The organism is Streptomyces kanasensis (assembly GCF_043077165.1).
Lineage (GTDB): Bacteria > Actinomycetota > Actinomycetes > Streptomycetales > Streptomycetaceae > Streptomyces > Streptomyces changanensis.
The window spans coordinates 544,878-557,274 of the sequence record NZ_JBIBSF010000003.1; the positions used below are offsets into that span (position 1 = coordinate 544,878).

Here is a 12,397-nt window from a genome sequence, read left to right on the forward strand (position 1 = left end):
GGCGGACGGTAACCTTGACGGGTCGAGCCCCACCCACCCACCCAAGACTGGATGAACGACGATGCATCGGTACAGGTCCCACACCTGCGGCGAGCTCCGCGCCTCTGACGTCGACACCGACGTCCGGCTGAGCGGCTGGCTGCACAATCGGCGCGACCTGGGCGGCATCCTCTTCATCGATCTGCGCGATCACTACGGCATCACGCAGCTCGTCGCCCGGCCCGGCACCGCCGCGTACGAGGCGCTCGACAAGCAGACCAAGGAGTCCGTGGTCCGTGTCGACGGCCGCGTCGTCTCCCGCGGCACCGAGAACGTCAACGCCGACCTGCCCACCGGCGAGGTCGAGGTCGAGGTCGCCGAGGTCGAGGTGCTCGGCGCCGCCGGCCCGCTGCCGTTCACGATCAACACCGACGACGGCGTGAACGAGGAGCGGCGCCTGGAGTACCGCTTCCTCGACCTGCGCCGCGAGCGCATGCACCGCAACATCATGCTGCGCACGGCCGTGATCTCCGCGATCCGCCACAAGATGGTCGCCCTCGGCTTCAACGAGATGGCCACGCCGATCCTCACCGCGACCTCCCCCGAGGGCGCCCGTGACTTCGTCGTGCCGTCCCGCCTCAACCCGGGCAAGTTCTACGCGCTGCCGCAGGCGCCCCAGCAGTTCAAGCAGCTGCTGATGGTCTCCGGCTTCGACCGCTACTTCCAGATCGCGCCCTGCTTCCGCGACGAGGACGCCCGCGCCGACCGCTCGCCGGGCGAGTTCTACCAGCTCGACGTCGAGATGTCCTTCGTCGAGCAGGAGGACGTCTTCCAGCCGATCGAGAAGCTCATGACGGAGCTGTTCGAGGAGTTCGGCGGCGGCCGCCACGTCACCTCGCCGTTCCCGCGGATCCCGTTCCGCCAGGCGATGGTGAAGTACGGCTCCGACAAGCCCGACCTGCGCGCCCGCCTGGAGCTCGTCGACATCACGGACGTCTTCGCGGACTCCGGCTTCAAGGCGTTCGCCGGCAAGCACGTGCGCGCCCTGCCCGTGCCGGCGGTCCAGGACCAGCCGCGGAAGTTCTTCGACTCGATGGGCGACTTCGCCGTCGAGCACGGCGCGAAGGGCCTGGCCTGGATCCGCGTCGGCGAGGACATGGCCCTCACCGGCCCGATCGCGAAGTTCCTCACCGAGGACGACGTCAAGACGCTCACCGACCGCCTCGGCCTGCAGCCGGGCCACGCCGTCTTCTTCGGTGCCGGTGACGTCGACGAGGTCTCCAAGATCATGGGCGCGGTCCGCGTCGAGGCCGCCAAGCGCGCCGGCCACTTCGAGGAGAACGTCTTCCGCTTCTGCTGGATCGTCGACTTCCCGATGTACGAGAAGGACGAGGAGACCGGCAGGATCGACTTCTCGCACAACCCCTTCTCCATGCCCCAGGGCGGCATGAAGGACCTGGAGGAGAAGGACCCGCTGGACATCCTCGCCTGGCAGTACGACATCGTCTGCAACGGCGTCGAGCTCTCCTCGGGTGCCATCCGGAACCACGAGCCCGAGATCATGATCAAGGCGTTCGAGATCGCCGGGTACGACCGCGACACCGTCGAGCAGGAGTTCGCGGGCATGCTCCGCGCGTTCCGCTTCGGCGCCCCGCCGCACGGCGGCATCGCCCCGGGCGTCGACCGCATCGTCATGCTGCTCGCCGACGAGCCGAACATCCGCGAGACCATCGCGTTCCCGCTCAACGGCAACGCGCAGGACCTGATGATGGGCGCGCCCACCGAGCTGGACGAGACCCGCCTGCGGGAGCTGAACATCGCGCTGCGCAAGCCGGTGTCGGAGAAGTAGGAGAACGGTCGGCCGAAGGCCCCGGGACCGCACGGTCCCGGGGCCTTCGCCATGCCCGGGACGGGGTCCGGCCGGGCGGTGGGCGGGCCCCGTGCGGGCGGGCGGGCCGTGGGCGGGGCCGGCCGGGTGCGGGGGTCGGGGGCCGGGGAGCGGACCTGCCTGGACCGGGCCGGCTTGGACCGGACTGGCCTGGGGCGGGCCTCCGGCCCTGGGCCGGGAGGCCGGACCGGGACGACCGGGGTTGGGTGGGGCCGCCGGGGGCCGGTGGCCGGAGGCGGCGGCCGGGTGCCGGAGGCGGCGGGCGAGGGCCGCCCGGGGGCCGGGGATCGGGCGCGGGCTGAGGCGGCGGGCGGGGGTGGGCCGGGGGTGGGTCGGAGGTCGGATGCCGGGAGGGCGGGCGTGGCGGATCGGGGGCGGGTGCCGTGGCGCTGGCCGGGGGCCGGGCACGGCGGGCTGGGGGGCGGGCCCCGTGCGGGCGGGATGAGGTCGGGTACGGCGGGTCGGCGGCGGCGGCGGGTCGGTCGGGCGCGGTGGGCGGGGCGGGGGGCCGAAGGCGGCGGGCCGCGGGGGCCGACGTGGTGCCGGTGGCGGTGGCGGTGCCGGTGGCGGTGGCAGGGGGCGGGTGTGGTGGCTCGGGGCGGACATGTGGGCCGAGGGGTCGCGTGCGGTGGGTCGGGAGCGGGGCGGGGGTGGCGGATCGGGGTCATGTCCGGCCCCCCGCCTCCGGGCGCCACGTCTGTTCGAGGGGCCGCGCCCCCGCCGACGGCCCCGCAACCCCGATCGGCCGCCGCCGCGTTGACAGGGTGTGAACCACCCATATGACGAAGGACGGCGGGTACGTGGACGCGACGACAGGGACGCGGCGGTGCGGCGCGGAGGACGGGCCGGTCCTCCGGATGACGGCGGGTGACGCGCCGGACGGCGCGACGGCGCCGAGACTGGCTGTGGCGTCCCCGGCACGTCCTGCCGGCGCGGCGGCGTCCCCCGTCGACGCGACCTCCGTCCCGAGCACCACCGAAAGGCCCGACATGCCCGTCCCGCGACGCTCCCGCCTCGTCCTGGCCGCGACGCTGCTGTTCCCGCTCCTGCCGCTGGCCGGCTGCACCGTCGCCGCCGACCCGGTCCAGGCCCCGGCGGGCGGTGACCGGCAGCGGCACTCCGCCGGCCCCACCCCGGCACCGACCGGTGACGACCGGCAGCGGCAGCCCGCCGGCGCGGGCCGGGAGGGCGCCGCCGCAGCGAAGGCGGCGCCCGGGCCGCCGGCGCCCGCGACCCGGCCCGTCATCCCCGGCCTCGGTCCCGCGACCCGGGCCCGCATCCCCAAGGACAGCCGGCAGGCCGTCGTGGTCCGCGGCGACGGCCGGGACGCCAGCACCTCCACCGCGACCCTCTACGAACTCGACCCCGTCACCGGCTGGACGGCCGTGTCCGACCCGTGGCCCGCGCACAACGCGGCGAAGGGCTGGACCGACCACCACCTCCAGGGCGACCTGCGCTCCCCGATCGGCGTGTACGGCCTCACCGACGCGGGCGGCCTCCTGCCCGACCCGGGCGCGCGGCTGCCGTACGAGCAGGGCCACGGCTTCACCGTCACCGGCAACGGCTCCCTCGGCGAGCCGCTGGAGGGGTCGTTCGACTACGTCGTCGCCATCAACTACAACCGTCGCCCGGGCGTCACGCCGCTGGACTGGACCCGTCCCTGGGGCGACGAGCGCGGCGGCGGCATCTGGATCCACGTGGACCACGACGGCCCGACGCAGGGCTGCGTGTCCCTCGAACGCGACCGCATGCGGGAGCTGCTGCGCTGGCTCGACCCGGAGAAGAAGCCGGTGGTGGTGATGGGCGACGTCCTCAGTCTCAGCCGCTGACGGGCCCGGCACCCGGCCCCGCCGGCACGGGCCCGGACGCCGACGTGGGCACGGGGCCGGGTTCCGACGCGGGCACCGGTACGGGGGCGGTCGCGAGGGCGAGGGCGGGCGTGGCCGCGGGCGACGGCACCGGCACCGGCCCTGGCGCCTGCGCCGGCCCCGGTACGGTCACCGCGGGAGGTGCGGGTGCGGGCGGGGCCGTGGCGCGGTCGGCGGCGGTACGGCCCCACGCCGTGCCGCACAGGACGAGCGTCACGCCCACGAGGCCCGGCCACCCCGGCCGGTCACCCGCCAGGGCGATGCCCGCCACGGCCGCCCACACCGGCTCGGTGCCCAGCAGGAGGCTCACCCGCGACGGGGAGGTGCGCCGGACCGCCCACATCTGCACGAAGAACGCGAAGAGCGTGCAGCACACCGACAGGTACAGCAGCCCCAGCCACTCGGCGGCGCCGAAGCCCGCCGCCACCGCCCACGGCGTGCCGTCCGCCCCGGCCACCGGCGTCAGCACCGCGAACACCAGCGTCGCCGCGCCGAGCTGCACGGTCGTCAGCGACAGGGCGTCCGCGCCCCGCACCGACCGCAGGCGCGCCATGGCCAGCACGTGGACCGTACGGGCCACGGCCGCCGCCAGCACCAGCAGGTCGCCGCCGGACGGTGCGCTGAAACCCGCGCCCTGCGTCAGCAGCACCACACCGAGCACCGACAGGCCGGCCGCCGCCGTGAACGCCCCGGGCAGTCGCGTGCCACGGACCCGGCTCTCGGCGATCGGCGTGAAGATCATGGTCAGGCTGATGATCAGCCCGGCGTTGGTCGCGGACGTGTGCACGAGCCCGTACGTCTCCAGCAGGAAGATCCCCGCGAGGATCGCCCCCAGCAGCGCCGCGCCCCGCACCTGGGCGGTGGTGAGCGAGCGCAGCCCCCGCCACCCGGCGGCGACCAGCGCGGGCAGCACCACGGCGAACCGCAGCACCAGCACCCCGAGCACGGTCTGCGCGGTGGTGATGCCCTTCGCGGCGAGGTAGCTGGAGCCCCACGCCACCGCGACGAGCAGGACGGGCAGGTCGGTCAGCCAGGCGCGGCGGGCGACGGGGGCGGGGACGGCGGTCATGGGGCTCCTCGGCACGGTTCGGGCGGGGGTACGGTCCCGCCGCACGCGGTGCGGTCGTCGCCCGGCGGCGTCGACGGGCCCGCACAGCGTAGTGGCAGCGGGGGAACACCCGTTCGGGGGCGTGGGCGGCCCACCACGGATCGCCCCGGTCCACCCACGCGGCCGAGGACCCCGCCCCAGTGGCGCCCACGCCGCACACCACCGCCCCCGGGGCGCGAACGCCGAAGACCGCCGCCCCCGGTGCGGGAGGCGGCGGTCTTCGGACGGGATCCGAGCGGACCGGCGGCGTCAGGCCGTCTTCTTCGGCTCCTCCAGGCGCGGGAACAGCACCGCGCCCTTCGTCACCGTCGCGCCCACGGGGAGCCGGCCCCACGTGGCGGCGTCCTGCACCCGCTGGTCCGCGAGGGCGCCCAGCGCGGGCTCGGCGCCCAGGGACTCCCACAGCTTCTGCGAGGTGTCCGGCATGACCGGGTTGAGCAGGACGGCCACGGCGCGCAGCGCCTCGGCCGCCGTGTACAGGATCGTGGCGAGGCGGGCCCGGCCCTCCGGGCAGTCGTCCTTCGCGACCTTCCAGGGCTCCTGCTCCGTGATGTAGCCGTTGACCTGCTTCACGAAGTCGAAGACCGCCAGGATGCCGCCCTGGAAGTCCAGCTCCTCGCCGATCTTGCGGTCCGCCTCGGCGACGGCCTTCTCCAGCCCGTCCCGGACGGCCTGCTCGGCGTCACCGGCGGCCGTGGCCTCCGGCAGGGCGCCGTCGAAGTACTTGCCGACCATCGCCGCCAGGCGCGAGGCGAGGTTGCCGTAGTCGTTGGCCAGCTCGGAGGTGTACCGGGCGGTGAAGTCCTCCCAGGAGAACGAGCCGTCACTGCCGAAGGCGATGGCCCGCAGGAAGTACCAGCGGTAGGCGTCCACGCCGAAGTGCGAGGTCAGGTCCTGCGGCTTGATGCCGGTCAGGTTCGACTTCGACATCTTCTCGCCGCCGACCATCAGCCAGCCGTTGGCCGCGACCCTGCCGGGGACGGGCAGGCCCTGCGCCATCAGCATCGCGGGCCAGATCACGGCGTGGAAGCGGAGGATGTCCTTGCCGACCAGGTGCACGTTCGCGGGGAACGTCTCGTCGAACTTGGCCTGGTTGGAGCCGTAGCCGACGGCCGTGGCGTAGTTCAGGAGAGCGTCGACCCACACGTAGATGACGTGCTTGTCGTCCCACGGGATCGGGATGCCCCAGTCGAACGTCGACCGGGAGATCGACAGGTCCTGGAGGCCCTGCTTCACGAAGTTCACGACCTCGTTGCGGGCCGACTCGGGCTGGATGAAGTCCGGGTTCGCCTCGTAGAACTCCAGCAGCTTGGGGCCGTACTCGCTCAGCTTGAAGAAGTAGTTCTCCTCCTTGAGGATCTCCACCGGCTTCTTGTGGACGGGGCAGAGCTTCACGCCCTGCTCGCCGTCGATCAGGTCGCCGGGGAGCTTGTACTCCTCGCAGCCCACGCAGTACGGGCCCTCGTAGCCGCCCTTGTAGATCTCGCCCTTGTCGTACAGGTCCTGCACGAACTCCTGGACGCGGTCCGTGTGCCGCTTCTCCGTGGTGCGGATGAAGTCGTCGTTCGCGATGTCCAGGTGCTCCCAGAGGGGCTTCCACGCCTCCTCGACGAGCTTGTCGCACCACTCCTGCGGGGTGACCCCGTTCGCGTCGGCCGTGCGCATGATCTTCTGACCGTGCTCGTCCGTGCCGGTGAGGTACCACACCTTCTCGCCGCGCTGACGGTGCCAGCGCGTGAGCACGTCGCCTGCGACGGTCGTGTAGGCGTGGCCCAGGTGAGGAGCGTCGTTGACGTAGTAGATGGGGGTCGTGACGTAGAACGCCTTCGCCCCCTGCTTCTCGGATCCAGTGGCCGCCATGGTCGAAATCCTAACGGGCGCCCGAACCACCCCCCGCCTCCGATTCCGCCGCCCCGCCGCGGGGACGCGGGGTGTCCCGGGCGCGGGGCGTTCCGGGCGCGGGGCCGCGGGCGGGCGGGTCCGCCCGCGGGGCTCGTCCCGTCCCGCGTGCGGTCCGTCGCGGAGGCGCGCGGCGGCACGGTGCGCGCCGTGCCCGACGGCCTCGGCGGGGGCCCGGTCCGTCACCCGGACCCGGCCCCCGCGCCGGCGGAGCCGCGTCAGACCGACCAGGCGGCGAGGGCCTCGCGGTAGAAGCGGGCGTGCGGCACCTCGCGCGGGTCGGGGCCCGCGTGGAAGAACGCGGCGTTGTCGACGTCGAGCTTGCGCAGGTAGTCGAACGCCTTGCCGTCCTCGTCGCCGAACGCCACGAACTGCCAGAACACCGGCCGCCCGGTGGCCGCCGCGTCGGCGAGCGCCTGGGTCGCGGCGGTCTTCGACTCGGGGGCGCCGTCGGTCTGGAACAGGACCAGCGCGGGCCGGTCGGCGCCGGTCTCCGCGTGGTGGTCGACGACCTGCTTGATGGCCCGGTCGTAGTTGGTCCGGCCCATCCGGCCGAGGGCGCCGTGCAGCTCCTCGATACGGCCCTCGACCGCGTCGAGGCCGATCTCGCCGGTGCCGTCGACCTCGGTGGAGAAGAACACCACCGGTACCGTCGCGTCCTCGTCGAGGTGCGCGGCGAGGGCGAGCGCCTGCTCGGCGAGGCGCTGGGCGCTGCCGTCCTTGTAGTACGGCCGCATCGACCCGGACCGGTCGAGCACCAGGTACACGGTCGCCCGCGCCCCGACGAGCCCGCGCTTGCGCAGCACGGCGCCGGCGGCCTTGTACGCCTCGACGACGCTCTCCGGCGCCCGCGACTTCACCCGGGCGAGCGACACGGCCGCCTTCCCGGAGCCGGAGGGAGCACCGGCACCCGCGGCGTCTCCGGCCCCTTCGGTCGCCGAAGCGTCGGCTCCCTGGGCGGAGCCGTCGGGCGCGTCGGCGGCCGGCGCGGAGGTGTCCTCGGCAACGTCCTCGGCGACCGGCGCATCGGCCTTCGCGGCGTCCTCGTCGCTGTCGGTCGTGGCGTCCGGGGCGGGGGCGTCCTCGTCGGCGCCCTTCTCGGCGTCCGGTGCGTCGGTCTTCGGGGCGTCCTGGCCGTCGTCGGTCGCGGTGTCCGGGGTGGCGGCGTCCTCCGGAGTGGCGGCGTGCTCGTCGATCTGCGGGGCGTCCTCGCCGCTGTCGGTCGCGGCGTCCGTGGTGTCGGCTCCCCGGGCGGCGCTGTCCTGGGCGTCGGCCTCCGGCGCGGGAGTGTCCTCGGCGGCCGGGGCGTCGGTCTTCGGGGCGTCCTCGCCGCCGTCGGGCGCGGCGGCCTGGGTGGCGCCCTCCCGAGTGGGGGGCTCCTCCCGAGTGGCGGCGTCCTCGTCGGCGTCCGTCTCGGCGGCCGGGGCGTCGGTCTTCGGGGCGTCCTCGCCGCCGTCGGGCGCGGCGCCCTCGTCGTCGCCCGTCCGAGCGGCGGCGTCCGCGTCCGCGCCGGCCTCCGGCGCGTCGCTCCGAGCCGTGACGTCCTCCGCGGGAGCGTCCGCGGACTCCGCCCGTGCCGCCGGCACCGTGGCCTGGCGGGGCGCCGGGGCGTCGAACGACGCGGCCACGAGCGCAGCGGCGGTCTGCTCGGGGGACGGCGCGTCCTCCGCGCGCTCCGCGGGGGACGGGGCCGCGGGGGACGGCACCGTCGCCACCGCCGCCGGCTCGTCCTGGGGCACCGTGCGTTCCGCCTGGGGCGGGACGGAGGGGGTGGTCGTCGACTCGTCACGCTCCGCGCGGTCGCGTCCGAACACCTTGCGCAGCAAGCTCCGAATGCCCATGGGCCATGGCCTTTCGCATATTGGGTGCTGTATATGTCCGTACTGCTGGGGTTCCGTAGGAATCATCCCTGGCCAGGGCGGACACGTAAGGTTAGCCGCCCGGAGTGGCGCGGAACGGGGTCCTCCCCGGCCGTCGATCCGGCCGTCAACCCGCCGTCCACCCGGGCGTCGGCCCCGCGATCGGCCCGGCCCCCAACCCCGCCCCGGACGCCCCGCGTTCATCGCCCGTTCACGCCGACGCCTCCGCCCTGCACGAGGGCGTGTCTAACGTCGCGGCGAACGACATCCCGACAGCACGTCGGCGCGGTGCGCGCCGAAGGAGGAACATCGTGCGCAAGCTGCTGCCGTTGCTCACCACCACCCCGCACGCCGGTGGGCGGTCCGCCCTCACCTGCCGCTACCGCTGCGGCGACGCCTGCTTCCACGAGGTGCCGAACACCAGCGACAACGAGTACGCCGGTGACGTCATCGCCCGCGCGCTCTCCCGCCGTTCGATGATGCGCGCCGCCGCCGCGGTGACCGTCGCGACCGCCGCGGGCGGCGCCGTGCTCGGCGCGGCCGCCCCCGGGGCGCACGCCGCGCCCGGTACCGCGGCCGGCTCCGCCGCCCCGACCGCCGGCAAGGCGCTCGGGGCGCGCGGCCTGCGCTTCACGCCCGTCGCGCCCAACACGGCCGACCGGGTCACCGTGCCGAACGGGTACACGCACGAGGTCGTCATCCGCTGGGGCGAACCGATTCTGCGCGGCGCGCCCGCCTTCGACCCGGAGCGGCAGACCGCGCGGGCGCAGGCGGGCCAGTTCGGGTACAACAACGACTTCCTGTCGCTGCTGCCGCTGCGGGGCGAGCCGGGCCGCCAGGTGCTCGTCGCGAACCACGAGTACACCGACGAGGTGCTGATGTTCCGCGGGTACGACCCGCAGAACCCCACCCGCGAGCAGGTCGAGATCGCCTGGGCCGCGCACGGCCTGTCGGTCGTCGTCGTGCAGGAGGAGCACCGCACCGGGCGGCTCACCCCGGTCCGGCGGCACCCGCTGAACCGCCGCCTCACCGCGACCAGCGTCTTCGAGATGACGGGCCCGGCCGCCGGCAGCCCGCTGCTGCGGACGTCCGCCGACCCCACGGGCCGCAGGGTCCTCGGCACCCTCAACAACTGTGCGGGGGGCACCACCCCGTGGGGCACGACCCTGCACGGCGAGGAGAACTTCAACCAGTACTTCGCCAACGGCTCCTCCGCGACCGACAAGCGGTACGGCCTCGGCTCCGGCGCCACCGAGCGCAAGTGGGAGCGGTTCGACAGGCGCTTCGACGCCGGGCAGGAGCCGAACGAGTCGCACCGCTTCGGTTGGGTCGTCGAACTCGACCCGTACGACCCGGACTCCACGCCGCGCAAGCGGACCGCGCTCGGCCGCTTCAAGCACGAGGCCGCGCAGCCGCGCCTGACCGCCGACGGCCGCCCCGTCGTCTACATGGGCGACGACGAGCGCTTCGACTACTTCTACAAGTTCGTCTCGTCGAAGCGGATGATGAAGGGCGACTCCCGCCGGGCCCGCGAGCACAACCTCACCCTCCTCGACGAGGGCACCCTGTACGTCGCCAAGCTGACCGGTGACAGCCCGCAGGACGTCGACGGCACCGGCCGGCTCCCGAACGACGGCGAGTTCGACGGCAGCGGCCAGTGGATCCCGCTCGCCACCGGGAACGTCTCGCACGTGCCCGGGATGACCGCCGACGAGGTGTACGTCTTCACGCGCCTCGCCGGCGACAAGGTCGGCGCGACGAAGATGGACCGCCCCGAGGACGTCGAGCCCTCCCCGCGCACCGGCCGCGTGTACGTGGCCCTCACCAACAACTCCAACCGCGGCAAGCCCGGCCAGCCCGGCGCTGACGAGGCGAACCCGCGGAACCTCAACAAGCACGGCCAGGTCCTGGAGCTCGCCGAGCACTGGGACGACCCGGCCTCCGACGGCTTCGCCTGGCGCCTGTTCCTCGTCGCGGGCGACCCGGACGACCCGGCCACGTACTTCGCGGGCTACCCGAAGGAGAAGGTGTCGCCGATCTCCTGCCCCGACAACGTCGCCTTCGACCCGCACGGCAACCTGTGGATCTCCACCGACGGCAACGCCCTCGGCTCCCACGACGGCCTGTTCGGCGTCGCCACCCACGGCGAGCGGCGCGGGGAGCTGAAGCAGTTCCTGACCGTGCCGACCGGCGCGGAGACGTGCGGTCCGATCATCCAGAACCGCCGCGTGCTGGTCGCGGTCCAGCACCCGGGCGAGGTCGACGGCGCGAGCGTCGAGAAGCCCGCCTCCACCTGGCCCGACGGACCGGGCCGGATCGTCCGCCCGTCGGTCGTCGTGGTCTACCGCGAGGACGGCCGCCCGATCGGCGTCTGACCCGCAGGACCGCCCGCGCCCGCCCGATCGGCGTCTGACCCGCAGGACCGCCCGCGCCCGCCCGATCGGCGTCTGACCCGCAGGACCGCCCGCGCCCACGCCCGGCCCACCGGGGTGCCGCGCCCGTGACCCCCGGCAGCGGGCGCGGGCGCGCGGGGGCGGGCCCCGGCGGCGGGCGCCGGTGGCCCCGGCGGGTTCCGGGGCGGCCCGGTGGCCGGGGAGCCCACGGGCCGCCCGGCCCCACGGGCCCGGCCCCACGCGGGCCGGCCCGACGGGCGGCGGGGTGGCTTCACGGGGTGGCGCGGACCTGTGCGCGCCACCTCGTGAACTGCTCGGCCGGGTCGCCCGTGTACGACCACGGGGACCGCGACACCCGCGGACCCAGCAGCCGGAACAGATCCCCCGCCACCTCCAGGCGGCCCGCGTAGCACGCGGCGTGCGTCAGGTAGTTGAGGAGCTCCACCTCCTCGGGGCGGACCGGGCCCGGCGCCCGGTCACCGATCCACCGCTCCCAGGTGCGGCGCACCTCCGTGACGGCCAGCTCGTGCTTCCAGTGCTGGTCGAAGCCGCGCACCGAGCCCGGCCCGCGGCCCCGCCCCAGCTCGCCGTCGACGACGTACCGGTACTCCTCGACGCGTGCGATCTGCACCAGCACCGGCAGCGGGCAGCCGGGCGGCGCCGCGCCCGCCGCGTCCCGCGCGAAGTCGTACATCGAGCCGTGCGTGCCGTGCCACCGGGCCGACCAGTAGCGCAGCAGCTGCACGTGGCCCTCGGTGTTGTGCGGGTCGCGCCGGCGCAGCTCGTCCCACCAGCGGCGCAGCTCCGCCCGGCCGACACCGCCCTCGTACAGCCGGGCCACCGTCAGCAGCGACACCCACGGCATCGGGTCGACGGGGCGGGCGTCCGCCGCGGCCAGGCAGGTGTGGACGGCCGCGTCCACCCGGCCCCGGTCCACGGGGGTGCCGCGGCCCGCCGCGATCGCCGCGTCGAAGACCCGGACCACCTCGGTCGCGGCCCGCAGGACCGCCGCGTCCGGGTTGTCCGGCTCGGCCGCCCACCACCCCTCGACGGCCGAGGTGCCGGCCGCGGCGTGGGCGAGCAGCCGGACGCGGTGGGTGCGCAGCGGCCAGTTGTCGCCGGTCTCCCGCAGCAGGTCGCGGACGCCCTGCCAGCGGCCGATGACGAGGTCGTGCCGCACGTCGCCGAGGGCCGCGTCCCCGAAGTACGGGTCGAGGTCCGGGACGAACCGTCCGTCGCGCGCGGCGCGCGACGCGCGGCCGATGAGCCCGACGCGTCTGCCGGTGCGGCCGTGCCGGGCGTGCCCGCCGCGGCCGGTCCTGTCCGGGCGCTCCCCTCCGGTGGCGCGGTGGCGTGCGGCCATGCCTTCTCCCCCCGGTCGCGTGGTCCTCGCGTGGTCGGTC

Annotated in this window: 6 protein-coding genes and 1 pseudogene; 3 read left to right on the plus strand and 4 right to left on the minus strand. The window is 74.9% G+C overall.

Going from position 1 to position 12,397, the window contains the following annotated elements; all coding sequences use genetic code 11:
• Positions 1-61 precede the first annotated feature (61 nt).
• On the plus strand, positions 62-1,828 hold the full coding sequence (aspS, locus tag ACF053_RS11320; protein WP_391953625.1) for an aspartate--tRNA ligase: 1,767 nt from the start codon (positions 62-64) through the stop codon (positions 1,826-1,828).
• 1,028 nt (positions 1,829-2,856) lie between these two features.
• Positions 2,857-3,696, plus strand: a complete 840-nt coding sequence (locus tag ACF053_RS11325; RefSeq protein ID WP_391953626.1) for a L,D-transpeptidase family protein — start codon at positions 2,857-2,859, stop codon at positions 3,694-3,696.
• Between the two features lie 202 nt (positions 3,697-3,898).
• On the opposite strand, the pseudogene ACF053_RS11330 reads toward ACF053_RS11325, so the two are convergent.
• From ACF053_RS11330 to ACF053_RS11340, 3 genes and pseudogenes are all read right to left on the minus strand, one after another.
• A pseudogene (locus ACF053_RS11330) lies at positions 3,899-4,804 on the minus strand (DMT family transporter); the annotation flags it as partial.
• A 288-nt stretch (positions 4,805-5,092) separates the two neighbouring features.
• A complete protein-coding gene (metG, locus tag ACF053_RS11335; RefSeq protein WP_391953627.1) occupies positions 5,093-6,703 on the minus strand; it encodes a methionine--tRNA ligase in 1,611 nt (536 codons plus the stop codon).
• 257 nt (positions 6,704-6,960) lie between these two features.
• Positions 6,961-8,583, minus strand: a complete 1,623-nt coding sequence (locus ACF053_RS11340) for a VWA domain-containing protein (RefSeq protein ID WP_391953628.1) — start codon at positions 8,581-8,583, stop codon at positions 6,961-6,963.
• A 329-nt stretch (positions 8,584-8,912) separates the two neighbouring features.
• On the opposite strand from ACF053_RS11340, the gene ACF053_RS11345 reads away from it, so the two are divergent.
• A complete protein-coding gene (locus ACF053_RS11345) occupies positions 8,913-10,976 on the plus strand; it encodes a PhoX family protein (protein ID WP_391953629.1) in 2,064 nt (687 codons plus the stop codon).
• 289 nt (positions 10,977-11,265) lie between these two features.
• Here the strand turns inward: ACF053_RS11345 and ACF053_RS11350 are convergent, their stop codons facing one another.
• Complete coding sequence (locus ACF053_RS11350; RefSeq protein WP_391953630.1) at positions 11,266-12,357, minus strand: hypothetical protein; 1,092 nt, start codon at positions 12,355-12,357, stop codon at positions 11,266-11,268.
• Positions 12,358-12,397: the final 40 nt, after the last annotated feature.

Excerpts from the sequence above, each read along its gene's own strand:
- aspS (WP_391953625.1), top strand. The coding sequence starts at position 62 with ATGCATCGGTACAGGTCCCACACCTGCGGCGAGCTCCGCGCCTCTGAC.
- ACF053_RS11325 (WP_391953626.1), top strand. The coding sequence starts at position 2,857 with ATGCCCGTCCCGCGACGCTCCCGCCTCGTCCTGGCCGCGACGCTGCTG.
- metG (WP_391953627.1), bottom strand. The coding sequence starts at position 6,703 with ATGGCGGCCACTGGATCCGAGAAGCAGGGGGCGAAGGCGTTCTACGTC.
- ACF053_RS11340 (WP_391953628.1), bottom strand. The coding sequence starts at position 8,583 with ATGGGCATTCGGAGCTTGCTGCGCAAGGTGTTCGGACGCGACCGCGCG.
- ACF053_RS11350 (WP_391953630.1), bottom strand. The coding sequence starts at position 12,357 with ATGGCCGCACGCCACCGCGCCACCGGAGGGGAGCGCCCGGACAGGACC.